Consider the following 19,117-nt stretch of genomic DNA (forward strand, 5'->3'; position numbering starts at 1 on the left):
AGTGCTAACCTCGGGTGAGTAGAATCCCCCTTCGAACTCAGGAGAACCCCATGACCATCGCCGTCACCGGAGCCACCGGCCAGCTCGGCCGCCGCATCGTCGCCCAGCTCCTCGAGCGCGTCCCCGCGTCCGAGATCGTCGCCGTCGTCCGGGACGAGGCCAAGGCCGCGCCGCTCGCCCAGCAGGGCGTCCAGGTGCGCGTCGCGACCTACACCGACGTCCCCGCCCTCGACGCCGCATTCGCCGGCGTCGACAAGGTCGTGCTCGTGTCGGGCAACGAGATCGGGCAGCGCGCCGTGCAGCACGGCAACGTGATCGAGGCCGCGAAGGCCGCAGGCGTCGGCTTCATCGCGTACACGAGCGTCCTGCACGCCGACGGCTCGCCGCTGCTGGTCGCCCCCGAGCACGTCGCGACCGAGGCCCTGCTGGCCGACTCCGGCCTGTCCTACAGCCTGCTGCGCAACGGCTGGTACCACGAGAACTACGCCACCAGCATCGACGCGGCGCGCGCCTCGGGCGCCGTCGTGACGAGCGCCGGCGACGGCAAGGTCGCCAGCGCGTCGCGTGACGACTTCGCCGCGGCCGCCGCGGTCGTCGTCACGACCGAGAACCCCGAGCGGGTCTACGAGCTGTCCGGCGACGTCGCCTGGTCGCAGGCCGATCTGGCCGCCGCGATCGCACAGGTCATCGGCTCGGAGGTGTCGGTGCTCGACGTCGACGCCGAGAAGCACGCCGAGATCCTGAGCGGTGCCGGTCTCGACGAGGGCACCGTGCAGTTCGTCGTGGCGACCGACGGCCACATCGCCGCGGGCCACCTGGCCGCCACGCCCGGCACCCTGTCGACCCTGATCGGTCGGCCGACTACGCCCCTGGTCGACACGCTCCGCACGCTGGTCTGAGTTCTGACGGAAGGAGGCCTGCGTCACTAGGCTGCCCCCATGACGCAGGCCTCCTCCGCACGAGCCCGGTACGTCGGAGCGATCGACCAGGGCACCACGAGCACCCGCTTCATGGTGTTCGACCACGCTGGCGCCGAGGTCGTCCGGCACCAGGTCGAGCACGAGCAGATCCTGCCGCGCGCGGGCTGGGTCGAGCACGACCCGGCCGAGATCTGGCGCAACACCGAGCTGTGCATCCGCGAGGCGCTCTCGAGCGCCGAGCTGACCCACGAGGACCTCGTCGCGGTCGGGGTCACCAACCAGCGTGAGACGACGGTGGTGTGGGACCGCCGCACGGGGCAGGCCTACACCAACGCGATCGTGTGGCAGGACACCCGCACGGCCGAGATCGCCGCACAGGCCGACGAGAAGCACGGCGACCTGATCCGTCACCGGTCCGGCCTGCCGCCCGCGGCCTACTTCGCCGGCGGCAAGATCGCCTGGATCCTCGCGAACGTCGAGGGGGTGCGCGAGGACGCCGAGGCGGGTCACGCGATCTTCGGCACGATCGACACGTGGCTGCTGTGGTGGCTCACGGGCGGGCCCGACGGCGGTCAGCACCTGATCGACGTCACGAACGCCAGCCGCACGATGCTGATGGACCTGGAGACCTTGGCGTGGGACGACGAGCTGCGCGAGGTCTTCGGGGTGCCCGAGCAGATGCTGCCGCAGATCCGGTCCTCGTCGGAGGTCTACGGCACGACGCTGGCCGACGGGCCCTTCGGCGGCGAGGTCCGGCTCGCCGGTGACCTCGGCGACCAGCACGCGGCCCTCGTCGGGCAGGCGTGCTTCGAGCCGGGCCAGCTCAAGAACACCTACGGCACCGGCAACTTCCTGGTGCTCAACACCGGCACCGAGATCGTGCGGTCGAGCCACGGCCTGCTCACGACACTCGGCTACCAGCTGGGGGACGAGGCGCCGGTCTACGCGCTCGAGGGATCGATCGCCGTGACCGGGTCGGCGGTGCAGTGGCTGCGCGACCAGCTCGGCATCATTGAGGACGCGGCCGAGACCGAGACGCTCGCCGCGAGCGTCGAGGACACCGGCGGCGTGTGCTTCGTGCCGGCCTTCTCCGGCCTGTTCGCCCCGCACTGGCGGCCCGACGCTCGTGGCGTCATCGTGGGCCTCTCGCGGTTCAACACCAAGGCCCACCTCGCTCGCGCGGCGCTCGAGGCGATCTGCTTCCAGAGCAAGGATGTCGTCGACGCGATGGTCGTCGACGCGGGCCTGGAGCTCTCGATCCTGCGGGTCGACGGGGGTGTCACGGCCAACGACCTGTGCATGCAGATCCAGGCCGACGTGCTCGGCGTCGAGGTCAGCCGCCCCGTCGTGACCGAGACCACGGCGCTCGGCGCGGCCTACGCCGCCGGCCTCGCGGTGGGCTTCTGGACGAGCTGCGAGGAGCTCGTCGACAACTGGCAGGAGAGCAAGCAGTGGGCCCCCCGTTGGGACGACGAGCATCGCGAGGTCTCGCACGCGCAGTGGACCAAGGCCGTCGAGCGCACGCACGGCTGGGTCTGACGCGCAGGGTTGATCCTGACACGGTGTCAGGAGGTGGAGTGGTCACATGTTCACCATCGGAGAGCTCGCTCGCCTCGGGGGCGTCTCGGTGCGGATGCTGCGTCACTACGACGCCCTGGGTCTGCTCGAGCCCGCTGAGGTCGACCCCTTCACGGGTCGGCGCTCGTACGCCGCTGCTCAGCTCGCGCGCCTCAACCGCCTCGTGGCGTTGAAGGACCTGGGCTTCTCGCTCGACCAGGTCCGTCTCCTCCTCGACGAGGCGCTCGAGGCCGACGAGCTTCGCGGCATGCTGCGCCTGCGCCATGCCGAGCTGGTCGAGCAGATCGCGGCCGACCGGTCGCGGCTCGACCGCGTCGAACGGCGTCTCCGAACCATCGAGAAGGAGCACGACATGACTGAGACCACCGTCACCACCCTGCCCTCGATCCGTGTCGCTGAGCGTCGGGGCGAGGCTGCATCGCTCGAGGAGGTCGCCGCGGTCGTCCAGCCCCTGTTCGGCGAGCTGGCCGGGGCACTCGCGGCCACGGGAGCACCGCTGCAGGACCCGGCCATGGCGTTCTACGAGCTGCACGACGATGGCACGGTCGGGGTTCACGTGGCGTTCCCGTTGCCGACCGGGGACGATCCCGGCGTCGGTAACACCGTGACGCTCCTGCCGGCCGAGGAGCACGCGATCGTGACGCAGCACCTCGGTCCGCTCGACGAGGCGGCCGAGGCGTGGCAGGCGCTGGGCGCCGCGATGGCGAGCGACGGCCTGGAGCCCAGCGGGGCAGCGGTCCGTGAGGTCTACATCCACATGCCCATGGACGATCCCGGCGCCTGGGTCACCGAGCTGCAGTGGCCGGTGCGCTGAGGCGCGCGCGCCTGCCGTGGGTGATTGACTGGGCGCATGCGATCGGTAGCGCTCTCCCCGGACCAGCGGCAGGCCGCGCTCGAGGCCATGGCCACGGAGCACCTCGACGTGCTCGTGATCGGTGGTGGTGTCGTCGGCACGGGAGCCGCGCTCGATGCCGCGACGCGCGGCCTCTCGGTCGGCCTCGTCGAGGCGCGTGACTTCGCCTCCGGCACCTCCAGCCGGTCCAGCAAGCTGATCCACGGCGGCCTGCGGTACCTCGAGATGCTCGACTTCCGCCTCGTCGCGGAAGCGCTGGCCGAGCGCAGCCTGCTGATCGAGAAGCTCGCCCCGCACCTGGTCAAGCCCGTGCCGTTCCTCTACCCGCTCACGCACCGGGTGTGGGAGCGCTTCTACGCCGGCTCCGGCGTGCTGCTGTACGACACGTTGGCGCGGCTGTCCGGCCGGTCCCGCGGCGTGCCGCACCACACGCACCTGACGCGCCGGGGTGCGCGCAAGATGATGCCCGCGCTGCGCAAGGACGCGCTGGTCGGCGCGCTGCACTACTACGACGGACAGGTCGACGACGCCCGCCACACCATGATGATCGCCCGCACCGCCGCCGCCTACGGGGCGCACGTCGCTACGCGGGCCCGCGTCGTCGACCTGCTACGCGAGGGCGGCCGGGTCGTCGGCGCGCGGGTCGCCGATCTCGAGACCGGTCGGCAGATCGAGGTCCGCGCCCGCCAGGTCGTCAACGCCACCGGCGTCTGGACCGACGAGACCCAGTCGTTCGCGGGGGAGCGCGGGCAGTTCCACGTCCGCGCCTCGAAGGGCATCCACCTCGTCGTGCCGCGCGACCGGATCCGCGGCGAGTCCGGCCTGATCCTGCGGACCGAGAAGTCGGTCCTGTTCGTCATCCCGTGGGGCCGCCACTGGATGATCGGCACGACGGACACCGACTGGTCGCTCAGCAAAGACCACCCCGCGGCCAGCCGCAGCGACATCGACTACCTGCTCGACCACGTCAACGCGGTCCTCGTCGAACCGCTGACCCACGACGACGTCGAGGGCGTGTTCGCCGGACTGCGCCCGCTCCTGGCCGGTGAGTCCGACGCCACCAGCAAGCTGTCGCGTGAGCACGCCGTGTCCACCAGCACCCAGGGCCTCGTGGTCGTCGCGGGCGGCAAGTACACGACCTACCGCGTCATGGCCAAGGACGCGATCGACGCCGCCGTGCACGCGATGAGTGCCGACCTGGACCGCAAGGTGCCGCCGTCGTGCACCGAGGACGTCCCGCTGCTCGGTGCCGACGGCTACGAGGCGCTGTGGAACCAGCGCCACCAGCTCGCGGTGTCCTCGGGTCTGAGCGTCTCCCGCATCGAGCACCTGCTCAACCGCTACGGATCGTTGGCGTTGGAGGTCCTCGACCTGGTCGGCAGACACCCCGACCTGGGCAGGCCGCTCGGCGGTGCGGACGACTACCTGCGCGCCGAGGTCGTGTACGGCACGACCCACGAGGGCGCGCGTCACCTCGACGACGTGATCGCCCGTCGCACCCGCATCTCGTTCGAGACCTTCGACCGGGGCACCGAGGTCGCCCGGGAGGTGTCGGAGCTGATGGGCAAGGCGCTCGGCTGGAACAAGGCGCAGCGCCAGCGTGAGGTCGAGCACTACCTGAAGCGGGTCGAGGCCGAGCGCGAGAGCCAGACGATGCCGGACGACGAGACGGCCGACGCGGCCCGGATGGGGGCGCCGGACGTCGTGCCCGTGCAGGTGAGCGCGTGAGCGGCTTCGACCCGGTCGAGCCCGAGATCGACGACCTCGGCGACCCGCGGTCACCGCTGTCCCGGACCCTCATCACGGTGGCCGCCACGGCGGTTGTCGTCCTGCTGGTCATCGGCCTGGTCCTCGGCGTCGGGCGGCTCACCCGGTCGACCTCGACGACGTCCCAGACCTTCGCGGTGGACCCCGTGGAGCCGCTGCGCTTCGTCGTCGAGAATCTCGACGTCACGGTCGTGCCGGCAACGGCCGACACCATCACGGTCGACGTCGACCTCGTCAGCGGATGGCTGGGCACCGACTTCGACAGCGAGCAGAACGGTGGCGACATCCTGCTCGCCGCGAGCTGTCAGCCACTGCTGATCCCCGGGTGTGGCGGCAGCGTCACGATCGGGGTGCCGGCGGGGACCCAGTTCGAGCTGCAGGCCACGGGCCAGGACGTCGACCTCGCCGGCATCGACGGCGTCGCGACGGTCCGGACCGGGTCGGGCGACGTCACCGGACGCGACCTGGCGCTCGTCGACCTCGGTGTCACGACGGGCTCGGGCGACGTCAACCTGGCCTTCGCGCAGCAGCCGTACAGCGTCAAGGCCACGACGACGTCCGGCGACGTCGACGTCGCGGTACCGCAGGGCGAGGTCTCCTACGACGTCGTCACGACGTCGGCGTCCGGTGGCGTGGAGTCCGATCTCGAGCCAGGCGGTGACAACGCCGAGGGGTTCATCGCGGTCGAGTCCGACTCCGGCGACGTGGACCTCCGGAGCTCCTGACGGGCGGAGCGGGACGCGAGGATCGGCTCAGCGAACCGGACGGACAAGCGGCCTCGGACGAACAGCGTGGTGACGGCACCGCGGATTCCCGCCATGGTCTTCGCATCCCACGGCGACTGGTTACTTAGCACGGCACAGGTGCCTTGGGAAGTCACCAAAAGCCGTGGGATGTGGTCAGGTGACCGCCGGGCGGGCCATCGGCTTCTGGTCCGTGCCGCTTGTCCGTGACGACGGGATTCGGTCAGGTGCCGGAGGTTTCGAGGCTCGTCGCCGAGAGCTCCTCGCACCTCAACCAGCGGAAAGGCCTGACCCTCACGCCAGGGCGAGCTGGGCCTTGATCTGGGCGACCGACGGGTTGGTCAGGGCGGTGCCGTCGGCGAAGACGAGGGTCGGCACGGTCTGGTTGCCGTTGTTGGCCTTCTCGACGATCGCGGCGGCCTCGGGGACCTGCTCGATGTCGACCTCGTCGAACGTGATGCCCTCGCGCGTGAGCTGCGACTTGAGCCGGTGGCAGTAGCCGCACCACGGGGTGCTGTACATCGTGAACGTCTCACTCATGGACTGTCTCCTTCGACCTCTACGCTGGAGTCAACCACGCCCCCCAGCATCTGATTCCTCGCAGGAGCCCAGCATCAGCACGACGTCCCACCCTCTGCTCGACGCGCTCGATCCCGAGCAGCGCGAGGTCGCGGTCGCCCTCAAGGGCCCTGTTGCCGTCATCGCCGGCGCGGGCACGGGCAAGACCCGGGCGATCACCCATCGCATCGCCTACGGCGTCGACACAGGCGTCTACAAGCCGCAGGAGGTCCTGGCGGTCACGTTCACCACCCGGGCCGCGGGGGAGATGCGCGGGCGGCTCTCGCGGCTCGGCGCCCCGGGGGTGCAGGCGCGCACGTTCCACTCGGCGGCGCTGCGGCAGCTCCGGTACTTCTGGCCGCAGTTCTACGGCGGCGACCTGCCCGAGATCATCGGCTCGAAGTTCGCCCTCGTCGCGGGTGCGGCGCGCCGGGTGGGCCTGCGCGCCGACAACGCGATCATCCGCGACCTGGCGTCCGAGATCGAGTGGGCCAAGGTCAGCAACGTCGTCCCGCACGACTACACCGGTCGCGCGGCCGGTCGGTCCGTCGGCGACCTCGACCTCGGCGACGTCGGGGCCACCTACGCGGCGTACGAGGAGCTCAAGCGCGAGCGTCGCGTCATCGACTTCGAGGACATCCTGCTCTTCACGGCCTCGATGCTCGACTCCGACGAACGCATCGCCGCGCAGGTGCGCAGCCAGTACCGCTGGTTCGTGGTCGACGAGTTCCAGGACGTCAACCCGCTCCAGTCCACGTTGCTCGACCTCTGGCTCGGCGGACGTTCCGACGTGTGCGTCGTGGGCGACCCGTACCAGACCATCTACACCTTCGCGGGGGCCTCACCCGCCGCCCTACGCACGTTCGCGGGCCGGTTCGACGACACCACGCGGGTCGAGCTCGTGCGCAACTACCGGTCGTCGCCGCAGATCGTGGCGGCCGCCAACGCGGTGTTCAGCGGGTCCCAGCGCACGGGCGTCACGCTGCAGCCCCAGAACCCGGCGGGCGATCCGGTCGACTACACCGGCTACGCCGACGAGGCCACGATGGCCGAGTCCGTCGCCGAGGAGATCGTCGCGCTGCACCGCCGGGGGGTGCCCTACCGCGAGTGCGCCGTGCTGTTCCGCATCAACGCGCAGTCGGAGGCCTTCGAGGAGGCGCTGGGCGCCCGGGGTGTGCCGTTCATGCTGCGCGGCGTCGAGGGATTCTTCCAGCGCGCGGAGGTGCGCCAGGCCGTCACGCTGCTGCGGGGCGCGGCCGTCGCGGCCGACTCCGGCGATCTCATGGCTGACGTCCGTGCGGTGCTGGCGGGCATGGGGCATCCCGACGAGGCGCCCAAGGGCACCGGCGCGGCCCGCGACCGGTGGGAGTCGCTGCACGCGCTCACCACGATGGCGGCCGACCTCGCCGAGGCCGACCCGCAGGCCACCGTCGCGAGTCTCGTGGCCGACCTGGAGCGGCGCGCCGAGTCGGCGCACGCACCCACCGCCGACGGCGTCACCTTGGCCACATTCCACGCCGCCAAGGGCCTGGAGTGGGACGCCGTGTTCTGCACGGGGTTGCACGAGGGCATGATGCCGATCGTCCACGCGCAGACCCCCGAGGCGGTCGAGGAGGAGCGGCGGCTGTTCTACGTCGGCGTCACCCGGGCGCGTCGTCACCTGTACCTGACCTGGGCCACGGCCCGCACCGCCACCGCGCGCACCAAGCGCAACCCCACCCGCTTCCTCGATCCGCTCCTGCCGGCGGGGCACGCCGCTCGAGCCAGTCGCAGCGCCGACCGCAAGGTGCGCACGTGCCCGGTCTGCGGGCAGGTGCTGGCCACCTCGGCCGATCGCAAGCGCGGGCGCTGCGCCGACTGTCCGGTCACGTACGACGAAGAGCTGTACGAGCGCCTGCGCTCGTGGCGCACCGAGGTTGCCACCGACCGCAAGGTCCCGGCCTACGTCGTCTTCAACGACCACACCCTCAAGCTCATCGCCGAGGTCAAGCCCGCCGACGGCCCGGCGCTGTTGCGCATCAGTGGCGTGGGGCGGCGCAAGCTCGACGAGTTCGGCGAGTCACTGCTCGACATCGTGGGCAAAGCCCGGTAGGTCTTCCTGCAGGATCTGCTGGAAGGGCGCGGTGGCCTCGAGCTGGCTCAGGACCCCGATCGCCCCGGTCCAGACCCGGTGGATCAGCAGGTACTCCGGCGGCAGGTTGACCTTCATCGCGGTGCCCATGCCCTCGGCGCCCGGTGCGGTCACGCGCGCCAGCTGGTCGCGGAGCCAGATCCGGCTGAAGCTGAACCGTTCGACCGTGGCCGGCTCGACGAACGGGGCCACGTAGGCGGCGATCGTCGTGGGCTCGATCGTGACCCCGGGCCGGATGAAGCCCTCGTCGCGCAGCCCCTGGGTCACGGCCTCGGCATCGCCGGCGATGGCGTGCCGGAGCAGGGTGCCGATCGCGGGCGGGAAGCCGTGCTCGAGGTGCGCCACGGCACCGAAGTCGACCACGCCGAGACGGCCGTCGGCCAGGGTGCGGAAGTTCCCCGGATGCGGATCGGCGTGCAGCAGGCCCGATCGCCGTGGACTGCCGATCAGGAAGCGCGCGAACTGCTCGCCGCGGAGGTCGCGCTCTTCCTGGCTGCCCGTCGCGATGACCTGGGCGAGTGATCCCGTGCTCTCGATCCACTCGCTCACGAGGACGCGCTCGGTGTGGGCCACGACGCCGGGCACCAGGTACACCGGGTCGTCGGCGTAGGCGGCCGCGAAGACGGCCTGCGAGGCGGCCTCGAGGGAGTAGTCGAGCTCCTCCTCGACGCGGGCCTGCAGCTCGGCGATGAGGGGCTTGACGTCCAGGCCCGGCGCGAGGATCGAGAAGAGGCGTGACAGTCGCGCGATCTGACGCAGGTCGGCGCGCAGCGCTCGCGCGGCGCCCGGGTACTGGATCTTGACGGCGACGTCGCGCCCGTCGGCCCAGACCGCGCGATGTACCTGTCCGATCGAGGCGGCGGCCACCGGGGTGTCGTCGAAGGAGGTGAACCGGTCGCGCCAGAACTCGCCGAGCTCGTTCTCCAGCACGCCGTGCACCGTCGACGCCGGCATCGCGGGAGCGGCGTCCTGCAGCTTCGTGAGCGCCTCGCGGTACGGGCCGGCGAGCTCGTCGGGCAGGGCCGCCTCGAACACGCTCATGGCCTGGCCGAACTTCATGGCGCCGCCTTTGAGCTGGCCGAGCACGGAGAAGATCTGGTCGGCGGTGCGGCGTTGCACGTCGGTCAGGACCGCCTGGGCCGGCCGCCCCACCATGCGCTTGCCGACACCCAAGGTGGCGCGACCGGCGAAACCGACAGGCAGGGCGGCGAGGCGGGCGGTGCGTCCGAAGGCGCTGCCCGGCATGACCGTCTTGCGGTCGTCCGATGAGTCATCGCCCTGTGCCACGCCTTCAGGATACGGATGATGCCGTCTCGTGCGCCGTCAGCAGGTGACACGGGCAGTCGGGGTGGAACGCGACGCTGAGCCGGGTCGCGTGGTCCGGCTCGGGTCCGACCGTGAGCTGGGCGCCTGCCGTCCGGACCGGTTGCCGGTCACAGGCGGCGAGGACGTCGGAGACGACGAGGGCCGCGACCGACTGGGTCAGCTCCGCACCGACGGCGTGCGGGCGGTCCGGGCGGTCGAGCGAGGGCCAGTGCCCGGCCCAGCTCGTGGACCAGGAGGCGCGGGCGAGATCGGCGCAGCGCAGGCACGGCGTCCGACCGGGGCTGGTCCACGGCCCGACGACGCAGCGCCCCTCGTCCAGCACGACCGGCAGCACCATGGCGCCGGTGGCCGTGAGCGACTCGATCGTGTCGCGGTGCGGCTCACCGACGGTCAGGACGACGAGCACGTGCGCCGGCCGGTCCCCGCGCAGGGAGACGCCGGCGATACGGGCGCCCAGGCGCACGAGGTCGGCGAGGTCGTGACATCCAGGACCGGCGTGCACCGACAGCACGGTGCGGGCACGAGCCGAGAGGGCGGCCGGGTCGCGCCCGCGCAGCACCGCGGCGGCGACCTCGTCGCGCGGGGCCCGGCACCGGATCCAGTCCGCCGCCTCCACGACGGCGCCGCGAGCGACGAGCTCGTCGAGCAGTGCGTCGGCCGCACGGGCCGCACAACCCGCGGCCTCGGCCGCAGCGCGGCACACGAGGGCGCGGCTCTGCACGCCGTCGATCGCGGCCACGAGGGCGCGCAGGAGCGCGGAGTCGTCGACCACCACGCCCGGGTGCGAGCCGAGGCGCAGGCGGAGGGCGTCGTGACGGGTCAGGTGGGTGCCCGGGGCGAGGGCGGGACGTCGGACCATGGGCCCAGCCTCAGGCCAGCGGCCGCCGGCCGCGCGCCCCCGTCCACAGGCGACCGGTCCGAGTGCGGGGTCAGGCCTTGCCGAGGATGCGGGTCAGGTTGGTCGAGCAGACCGGGCAGACGCCCTTCGCGAGCTTCGTGCCCTTCGCGTTGACCTCGATCGGGCCGCTGGCCTCGCGCTTCTCGCGGCACTTCACGCAGTAGAACTCACCACTCCAGGTCTCCGACATGGTCGACTCCTCCGTCCGGCGGCACCACTGTGATGCCCATCACATCCGAGCATAGGGTCAGGAAGCGATAGGGCGGGAGAGGCGGTCCGTCAAGGGGTTCGCGAACAAACTGTCCACCGTTGTGGATAAACCTGGGGACAGCCTGGGGGAATCGCCGGGATGAGGTGTGGACGCGTCGGTGGACGGGGTGTGGGAACAGCCGCTTCCTGCCGGACTTTCAGTCGTTCTCCGCGGGCGGAGCGGCCACGTGATCTTCTCGAAGGCGTCGCGCACCAGCACTGACGAGGTGGCGCACGTCGTCGTCGGTGTTGGCGGGCAGGTGCGCGACGTCGAACCAGCGCAGGTCCGCAGACTCCTCCGAGCGCACGGCGGTGGCGCCGCCGGGAGCCACGGCCACGAGCTGCACGTCCAGGTGGTGCCCGCCCGGCACGCAGAACGGCACGGCGTGCCGCGAGAGCAGCACGGGTACGGGGTCGATCGCGAGGTCGTCGATGCCCGACTCCTCCACGCCTTCTCGCAGGGCCGCGCCGGCCAGAGTCGTGTCGGACGGCTCGCAATGGCCGCCGGTCTGGAGCCAGAGGCCCGCCTTGGCGTGCAGCGTGAGCAGGACCTGCCGGTGGTCGGCGGAGAACACCAGGACGCTGCCGGTCAGGTGATCGGGGCGGCTGGACCGGTACATCGCGTCGCCGCGCTGCGCCAGCACGGTCAGGTACAGCTCCCGGAGGCGTTCCTGCTCAGGGCTGGGCGCGCGCCAGGAGGTCAGCGTCGCGACCGCGTCGGCGTGCAGGCCTCCGGTCACGCGTCGCCGTCGAGCAGCCGGCGCAGCTCGTCGTCGAACGCGTCGTCACCGTCCTGCGTCGAGCGGGGCTCGGCAAAGCCGAGCGGGTCGTCGAGATCGGCCGGGGCGGGCAGGACGTCGGGGTGCTGCCAGAAACGGTCGCGCGCCTCGGCGCCCTGTCGGTCGCGCACCGCGGCCCAGAGGTTGACGGCGTCGCGAAGACGACGCGGACGCAGCTGGAGCCCGACGAGGCTGGCGAAGGTCTGCTCCGCGGGCCCGCCGCTGGCGCGGCGGCGGCGCATCGTCTCGGCCAGGGCGACGGCCGCGGGCATCCGGTCGTGCGTGGCCTGCGTGACGACCTCGTCGACCCACCCCTCGACCAGCGCCAGCAGGTGCTCCAGACGAGCGAGCGCGTGCTGCTGCTCGGGCGTGGGCTCGGGGTCGAACAGACCGTTCTGCAGCGCGTCGACGATCTCCTGCGGACGGGAAGGGTCGAACTCGGCTGCGCGCCGTTCGATCGCCTCGAGGTCGATGCGGGTGCCGCGCCCGTACTCCTCGACCGCGGCGACGAGGGCTCCCTTGAGCCACGGTGCCGCGGCGAACAGGCGGTGGTGCGCGCACTCGCGCAGCACGACGTACAGCAGGACGTCGGAGGTGCGCAGCTCGAGCCCGTCACCGAAGGACGCCAGGTTGGCCGGGAGCACGGCGGCGACGCCGGCGGGCCCGAGCGGGAGGCCGATGTCGGTCGAGCTGAGGACCTCGCCGGCCAGCTCGCCGAGGCCGCGGCCGAGCTGCTGGGCGAACATGGCGCTGCCCGCCTGCGACAGCATGCCGATCAGCGGGCCGGCCATCGTCTTGATCTCCTCGGGCAGGGCCTGGCTCATCGCGTCGACCACGTGCTCGGCGACCGGCTCGGCCAGGGTGTGCCAGGTGTCAGCGGTGTGCTCGATCCACTCGGCACGGCTCCAGGGAGCTGCCGTGGTGGCGCCGCGCGGCAGACCGGTCGCGTGGTCCAGCCACATCTCGGCCAGCTGCACGGCATCGGCGACGGCGGCCTCCTCGGCGGCCGTGGGGGAGGGATCAGGGCCTGCGGCCGCCGTGGTGTGGCGGGCGACGTCGAGCGTGACGGAGGCATCGACCGTGCCCTCGTGCGGCTGGAACATGCGCTGGACCTGGGCCATCAGCGCGTTGAGGTCGGGTGCGGCGCCGCCGGACGGGCCGTTGGGCAGGAAGCCGGCGGGACCGGCCGCACCGGGCTGCCCGGGCATGCCGAGCTGCGAGAACAGGGCCTCGAAGGGAGTGCCCGCGAAGGGGTTCTGCGGGGTGTCGTCGCCGGAGTCGTCGGGGCGGTCTGCGCCATGGTCGGACATGGACCCACGATATCGGGGCCGTCCCAACCAGACCGGCCCTATCGTGGGCCCGTGTCCCTGACCCCTTCGCAGCCTGATCACGACCCGTGGATCGGCCTCGAGCCCACCGTGAGCCGCCGGTACGTGACGGTCGTGGTCGCCGCGGTCACGACGATCGTGCTGACCATCGTGGCCTTCCTGCTGCCCGTCCCGTACGCGACGCTCCAGCCGGGGCCCGTGTTCGACACCCTCGGTGACTTCAACGGCGAGCCCATGCTCTCGATCTCGGGCGACGTCCAGACGTACCCCACCGACGGCGCGCTCGACTTCACGACGGTCTCGGTCACGAGCCCGGACGGCAAGGTCGGGTTCAGCGAGGCGCTGCTGGCCTGGTTCGACCCGGACGTCAACGTCGTGCCGAGGGACTTCCTCTACCCGGAGGGCGAGACTGCCGAGGAGTCCGACGCCCAGTCCGCCGCGCAGCTTGCGTCGTCGAAGGACAACTCGTCGGTCGCGGCGCTCCGTGCGCTCGGCTACGAGGTGCCCGAGCAGGTGCGCATCGGCGACGTCGCCGACGACGGCGCCTCGGCCGACCTGCTCGAGAGCGGCGATGTCGTGCAGGCGGTCGACGGCACGGCCGTCGGCACGCCGCAGGAGGCCGTCGACGCCGTCGCGGGGGTGACACCCGGTGACGTGGTGACGCTCGCGATCGAGCGTGACGGGGTGTCGCAGGACGTCGCGATCACGACCCGACCGGCAGCCGATGACCCGGAGCTGCCGCGCATCGGCGTCAGCCTCGCGGCGAGCTTCGACCTGCCCCTGCAGATCGACAACAACGTGGGCGACTCGGTCGGTGGACCGAGTGCGGGCACGATGTTCGCCCTGGCGATCTACGACCTGCTGACCCCTGGCAGCCTGACGGGCGGCCGGCGGGTGGCGGGCACGGGTGAGATCTCGCCCGAGGGCGTGGTCGGACCGATCGGCGGCGTGCGGCAGAAGATGGCCGGGGCGCACGCCGACGGCGCCGAGGTGTTCCTGGTGCCGGCCGACAACTGCGCCGAGGCCGCGGACGGCGACGACTTCGGCATGACCCTGGTCAAGATCACCGCCCTCGACGACGCGATCTCCTCGCTGGAGTCGCTCGCCGCAGATCCCGACGCGAAGGTCCCGAGCTGCTCATGAACATCGACCTGCCCACCGACGACGGCGTGCTGGAGCTGCACCCCGACTCGCCCCTGCGCCGCGCCGCCCTCGAGGTCGAGCAGCACGTCGCCGAGGCCGGGTGGGACCAGCCGCCCCGGCTGTTCGCGCTCGTGCGCACTGCCGAGCTCGTCGCGAAGCAGCCGGCGCTGGCCGACCAGGTCGGGGACGGCGCCGACGGGTCGCTCACGCCGATCGAGCAGGACGGCGTGCCCACCGACGACTTCGAGTCCGCGCTGACGCGCCTCACCTGGCCGGGCGAGGTGCACGGGTGCGCCGCGGTGATCGAGCGCTACATGGTGCCTCCGGAGGCCGAGGAGGGGCTGCCCGACGACCCCGCCCTGGCCGCCACGGCGCTCGCGGCGCACCCCGACCGCCAGGAGGTCAGGCTCGTTGCGGCCGTGCTGCGCGGCGGCAGCTCGCACAGTGCCGTCCGCCGGCGCGGAGCGGGGGAGGAGCTCCCGGACTCCGACCTGCTCGAGGGCCCCGACCTGGTGCCCGGACTGGTTGCACTTCTCGACCAGACCCTCGCTGAGGACCCGTGACGTAGAGTTCGGGATCCACGGACTCATCCCTACGCAGGAGCCCAGTGACGCTGTGAGCGACATCTTCGGTACCCCCGACCAGCCCGTCCAGCCTGCCCCAGAGCGGCGTCGCCGCGTGCTGGTGCCGACGCTCGTGACGGTGGCTGTACTGATCTTCCTCGGGTCGATCTTCACGAACATCTACACCGACCGGCTGTGGTTCAGGTCAGTCGGCTACACCGACGTCTTCACCAAGGTGCTGCTCACCCGCATCGGCATGTTCGCCGTCTTCGGGCTGCTGTTCGCGCTGGTCGTCATGGGCAGTGCGTACCTGGCGTGGCGGTTCCGCCCCGAGAACCCGCCGGCGCGTCGTGACGATCCGGCCGTCCGGTACCGCCAGGCGCTGTCGCCGATCCTGCGCCCGGTCACGATCGTCGGTGCGCTGGTGCTCGCAGCGTTCGCGGGCTCGGTCGCCCAGGGTCAGTGGCAGACGTTCCAGCTGTGGCGCGCCGGTGGCTCGTTCGGCGTGACCGATGCGCACTTCTCGCGTGACATCGGGTTCTTCGTGTTCGACTACCCGTGGTTCCGGTTCCTGTCGACGTTCGGCTTCACGACGCTCATCATCGCGTTCGTCGTCACGGCGTTCACGCTCTACGTGTTCGGCAGCATCCGGGTCATGGGCGGCATCCGCGTCACCCGCGCCGCCCAGGTCCACCTGTCGGTCCTGGTCGGCGTCGGTCTGCTGCTGCGCGCGTTCGGCTACTACCTGGACCGCTTCGGCTACGCGGTCGGCAACTCCTCGTTGTTCGACGGCATCGGCTACACCGACGCGATGGCCCGCATCCCGGCCCGCAACGTGCTCGCGATCGTCGCGATCGTCGTGGCGCTGCTGTTCTTCGCGATGATCTTCCTGAAGTCGTGGACCCTCCCGGGCCTGGGCCTGGCCGGTCTGCTGCTCGCGTCGATCGTGATCGGTGGCATCTGGCCCTACGCGATGCAGTCGTTCCAGGTGCGTCCGTCCGAGCCCGACCGCGAGGGCCCCTACATCGCCAAGAACATCGAGGCGACCCGCGAGGCCTACGGGGTGGCGGACTCCGAGACCGAGGACTACACCGCCAAGACCGAGCTGACGCCGGAGGAGCTCGCCGGATCGGCCGAGTCCCGTGTCAGCAGCCGGTTGCTCGATCCCACGCTGATCTCCGACGCCTTCCAGCAGCTGCAGCAGGTGCGCGGCTACTACACCGTGCCGTCGACCCTCGACGTCGACCGGTACCTGCTCGACGGCAGCGACGTCCCGCAGGACGTCATCATCGCGGCACGCGAGGTCGATCTCGCCGGACTGCAGGAGAGCCAGCGGACGTGGTCGAACGACCACACCGTGTACACGCACGGCTACGGCGTCATCGCGGCGTACGGCAACCAGCGCGGCGAGCAGGGCGAGCCCGTGTGGGCCGTGCAGGACATCCCGCCGGTCGGTCAGATCGAGACCGACATCCCGCCGCGCATCTACTTCGGCGAGAACTCGCCGAGCTACTCGATCGTCGGACGTCCCGCCGGAGCCGACCCGATCGAGGTCGATATCCCGCGCGGTGGCAGCTCGGCCAGCGACGACGGCGGCACCGACGGCGACGCACAGGCCACACAGAACACCTACGACGGCGAGGGCGGTGTCGGCATCGGCAACCTGTTCCGCCAGGTGCTGTACGCGGTCAAGTTCAACGAGCCGAACATCGTGCTCTCGGACCGGGTCAACTCCAACTCCAAGATCCTGTACGACCGCGAGCCGCGTCAGCGGGTCGAGAAGGTCGCGCCGTGGCTCACGGTCGACGGCGACGTCTACCCCGCCGTGGTCGACGGACGCGTGGTGTGGATCGTCGACGGCTACACGACGAGCAACTCCTACCCGTACTCCGAGCACCGCTCGCTGCGCACGGCCACCGCGGACACGCTGACGCAGAACAGCGCCCAGGCGGCGCTGCCGTCCGACGAGATCAACTACATGCGCAACTCGGTCAAGGCCGTGGTCGACGCCTACGACGGCAGCGTCGTGCTGTACCAGTGGGACGAGGACGACCCGATCCTCAAGGCGTGGATGAAGGTCTTCCCCGACACGGTCGAGAAGAAGTCCGACATCAGCGAGGACCTCTTGCGCCACCTGCGCTACCCCGTGGACCTGTTCAAGGTGCAGCGCGACGTGCTCGCCCGGTACCACGTGACCGACGCCCAGACGTTCTACGAGGACGGCGAGCGCTGGCGCGTGCCGAGCGACCCGACGCAGAGCGGCGACTCCGGCGTGCTCCAACCGCCGTACTACCTGACGATGAGCCGGCCCGGCGCGAACGAGACGCCCAACTTCTCGCTCACGAGCGTCTTCCTGCCGAACAGCCGTCAGAACCTGGCGTCGTTCGTGTCGGTCAACTCCGAGGCCTCGAGCGACGACTACGGCACGATGCAGATCCTGCAGCTGCCGAGCGACACGCAGGTCCCGGGACCGTCGCAGATCGCCAACCAGTTCGAGACCGACAGCGCCGTGACGCAGGCGTTGCTGCCGTTCGCGCAGTCCAACGAGGCACGGATCCTGCGGGGCAACCTGCTGACCCTGCCCGTGGGCGGAGCCCTGCTCTACGTGCAGCCGGTCTACATCCAGCGCAGTGCTGGTGACGGCTCGTTCCCGGTCCTGCAGTTCGTGGCCGTCTCGTTCGGTGAGGACGTCGGCTTCGGCACGACGTTGGAGGACGCCTTGGCTAACGCCCTGGGTCTGCAGCCGCCGGACATCCCCACGGACACCGAGGAGCCGCCGCCGAGCAACGACGACGACGTCGCGCAGCCGCCGGCCGACACCGGGGGTAAGACCACGGCCCAGTGGCTCGCCGAGGCGTCGGCCGCCTACAACGCGGCCCAGGACGCCCTGGCCGCGGGCGACCTCTCGGGCTACCAGTCGAAGATCGACGAGATGAACGCAGCGATCAACGGGGCGACCGAGTCGCTCAACCAGCCGGCGTCGTAGGCCCGGCACGACCGAGGCCCCCCGGGGAGCTCCCCGGGGGCCTCGGCCCGTGATGTCGCGCACGCCGGACCCCTCTGACCTGCGGCGTTGTGAACCCGCCAGATTTCGGCTTGCCTGAGATGTAACCGGGTGTCACAGTGAGGAAACACTGGTCTGGGCGAAGGAGTGTCGACGTGGCGGACTCGCTGATCGAGAGGTCGCGCGTGCTGCGTCAGGTGCGCCGCGTGGGCAAGGCGCTGACGACGCCGCTGCACCCCGACGACTACCTGAGCCTGGTCAACCCGCTCTGGTCCGCGCGCGAGCTTCGCGGCCGAGTGGAGCGGGTCGAGCCGGTCACCGACCGCGCGGCGACCCTGGTGATCCGGCCCGGCTGGGGATGGCAGTTCGACCACAAGCCGGGCCAGTACATCGGCATCGGCATCGAGGTCGACGGCAAGTTCCACTGGCGCTCCTACTCGCTGTCGTCCACGCCCTTGGTCGAGGGCAAGACCGTGAGCATCACGGTCAAGGCGATGCCCGAGGGATTCCTCTCGAACCACCTCGTCGAAGGCGTCGAACCGGGCACGATCGTGCGTCTGGCCGCCCCGCAGGGCGACTTCACGGTGCCCGAGCCGCCGCCGGCCAAGATGCTGTTCATCGTCGGCGGCAGTGGCATCACCCCGGTCATGTCGATCCTGCGCACGCTCGACCGGCGTGATCAGATGCCCGACGTCGAGCTCGTCTACTCGGCGGTCAGCGAGGAGCAGATGATGTTCCTCTACGAGCTGCGGGTGCTGGCCCTGCGGTACCCGACCTTCACGTTCCACGAGCGCTTCACCGACAGCGACGGCATGTTCACCGCCGACCAGCTCGACGACGTGTGCCCGGACTGGCGCGAGCGCGAGACCTGGGCCTGTGGTCCCGGGCCGATGCTCGACGCCTTCACCGAGCACTACGCCGAGGCAGGCCTGGAGGACAACATCCACGTCGAGCGCTTCACGCTCCAGCGCGTCGACGGCGGCGACGCCGGCGGAACGGCCACGTTCGGCGTCGGTGGACCGACCGTCGAGGTCGACGGCGCCGAGACCCTGCTCGAAGCGGGTGAGCGCGCGGGCGTCAACATGCTGTTCGGCTGCCGCATGGGCATCTGCCACACGTGCGACGTGCCGCTGGCCTCCGGGCGTGTCCGCGACCTGCGCAACGGCGACGAGCACGGCGAGCCCGGCCAGTACATCCAGACCTGCGTCTCGGTCGCTGTCGGCGACTGCACGCTCTCACTCTGACCCATCAGTCCGTTCCCACCCCAGAAGGAGATC

The 19,117-nt window shown here is 71.1% G+C and carries 16 protein-coding genes; 10 read left to right on the forward strand and 6 right to left on the reverse strand.

Going from position 1 to position 19,117, the window contains the following annotated elements; all coding sequences use genetic code 11:
- The first annotated feature begins 50 nt into the window (after positions 1-50).
- From KAG51_RS08710 to KAG51_RS08730, 5 genes are read left to right on the forward strand one after another with little or no spacing between them, the layout of a single operon-like run.
- Entirely contained in the window at positions 51-899 is an 849-nt protein-coding gene (locus KAG51_RS08710) for an SDR family oxidoreductase (protein ID WP_290582699.1), read from the forward strand.
- Positions 900-938: 39 nt separating this feature from the next.
- Complete coding sequence (glpK, locus tag KAG51_RS08715; protein ID WP_290582701.1) at positions 939-2,459, forward strand: glycerol kinase GlpK; 1,521 nt, start codon at positions 939-941, stop codon at positions 2,457-2,459.
- 46 nt (positions 2,460-2,505) lie between these two features.
- On the forward strand, positions 2,506-3,312 hold the full coding sequence (locus tag KAG51_RS08720) for a MerR family transcriptional regulator (RefSeq protein WP_290582703.1): 807 nt from the start codon (positions 2,506-2,508) through the stop codon (positions 3,310-3,312).
- A gap of 36 nt (positions 3,313-3,348) precedes the next feature.
- The gene (locus KAG51_RS08725; RefSeq protein WP_290582705.1) at positions 3,349-5,079 is read left to right on the forward strand and encodes a glycerol-3-phosphate dehydrogenase/oxidase; all 1,731 of its coding nucleotides are present in this window, start codon (positions 3,349-3,351) and stop codon (positions 5,077-5,079) included.
- Positions 5,076-5,843: a DUF4097 family beta strand repeat-containing protein gene (locus tag KAG51_RS08730; RefSeq protein ID WP_290582706.1), complete on the forward strand. Its 768-nt coding sequence runs from the start codon at positions 5,076-5,078 to the stop codon at positions 5,841-5,843. The genes KAG51_RS08725 and KAG51_RS08730 overlap by 4 nt, the downstream gene beginning before the upstream one ends.
- Positions 5,844-6,155: 312 nt before the next feature.
- Here KAG51_RS08730 and KAG51_RS08735 read toward each other — a convergent pair whose 3' ends face one another.
- On the reverse strand, positions 6,156-6,401 hold the full coding sequence (locus KAG51_RS08735) for a mycoredoxin (RefSeq protein WP_290582708.1): 246 nt from the start codon (positions 6,399-6,401) through the stop codon (positions 6,156-6,158).
- Here KAG51_RS08735 and KAG51_RS08740 point away from each other — a divergent pair.
- Positions 6,400-8,511, forward strand: a complete 2,112-nt coding sequence (locus KAG51_RS08740) for an ATP-dependent DNA helicase UvrD2 (RefSeq protein WP_290582710.1) — start codon at positions 6,400-6,402, stop codon at positions 8,509-8,511. The two genes, KAG51_RS08735 and KAG51_RS08740, sit on opposite strands and share 2 nt — an antisense overlap.
- Here the strand turns inward: KAG51_RS08740 and KAG51_RS08745 are convergent.
- The 5 genes from KAG51_RS08745 to KAG51_RS08765 form a co-directional block, all read right to left on the reverse strand.
- A complete protein-coding gene (locus KAG51_RS08745) occupies positions 8,479-9,837 on the reverse strand; it encodes an AarF/ABC1/UbiB kinase family protein (RefSeq protein WP_363316153.1) in 1,359 nt (452 codons plus the stop codon). The two genes, KAG51_RS08740 and KAG51_RS08745, sit on opposite strands and share 33 nt — an antisense overlap.
- Positions 9,838-9,841: 4 nt before the next feature.
- On the reverse strand, positions 9,842-10,735 hold the full coding sequence (locus KAG51_RS08750; protein ID WP_290582712.1) for a hypothetical protein: 894 nt from the start codon (positions 10,733-10,735) through the stop codon (positions 9,842-9,844).
- Positions 10,736-10,805: 70 nt separating this feature from the next.
- Positions 10,806-10,964 carry a DUF5679 domain-containing protein gene (locus KAG51_RS08755; protein WP_290582714.1) on the reverse strand — a complete coding sequence of 53 codons (159 nt, stop codon included), beginning with the start codon at positions 10,962-10,964 and terminating at the stop codon, positions 10,806-10,808.
- 217 nt (positions 10,965-11,181) lie between these two features.
- Positions 11,182-11,763 carry an NUDIX domain-containing protein gene (locus tag KAG51_RS08760; RefSeq protein ID WP_290582716.1) on the reverse strand — a complete coding sequence of 194 codons (582 nt, stop codon included), beginning with the start codon at positions 11,761-11,763 and terminating at the stop codon, positions 11,182-11,184.
- The gene (locus tag KAG51_RS08765) at positions 11,760-13,112 is read right to left on the reverse strand and encodes a zinc-dependent metalloprotease (protein ID WP_290582718.1); all 1,353 of its coding nucleotides are present in this window, start codon (positions 13,110-13,112) and stop codon (positions 11,760-11,762) included. Before KAG51_RS08765 ends, KAG51_RS08760 begins: the two co-directional genes overlap by 4 nt.
- 51 nt (positions 13,113-13,163) lie before the next feature.
- Here KAG51_RS08765 and KAG51_RS08770 point away from each other — a divergent pair, with 51 nt between their 5' ends.
- The 4 genes from KAG51_RS08770 (at position 13,164) to KAG51_RS08785 (ending at position 19,084) form a co-directional block, all read left to right on the forward strand.
- A complete protein-coding gene (locus KAG51_RS08770; RefSeq protein ID WP_290582720.1) occupies positions 13,164-14,273 on the forward strand; it encodes a S16 family serine protease in 1,110 nt (369 codons plus the stop codon).
- On the forward strand, positions 14,270-14,836 hold the full coding sequence (locus KAG51_RS08775) for a PPA1309 family protein (protein ID WP_290582723.1): 567 nt from the start codon (positions 14,270-14,272) through the stop codon (positions 14,834-14,836). The genes KAG51_RS08770 and KAG51_RS08775 overlap by 4 nt, the downstream gene beginning before the upstream one ends.
- A 52-nt stretch (positions 14,837-14,888) precedes the next feature.
- Entirely contained in the window at positions 14,889-17,822 is a 2,934-nt protein-coding gene (locus KAG51_RS08780; RefSeq protein ID WP_290582725.1) for a UPF0182 family protein, read from the forward strand.
- Positions 17,823-17,995: 173 nt separating this feature from the next.
- Positions 17,996-19,084, forward strand: coding sequence for a ferredoxin reductase (locus KAG51_RS08785; protein ID WP_290582727.1), 1,089 nt, complete (start codon positions 17,996-17,998; stop codon positions 19,082-19,084).
- Positions 19,085-19,117 lie beyond the last annotated feature (33 nt).

The organism is Aeromicrobium sp., assembly GCF_023146395.1.
Taxonomy (GTDB): domain Bacteria; phylum Actinomycetota; class Actinomycetes; order Propionibacteriales; family Nocardioidaceae; genus Aeromicrobium.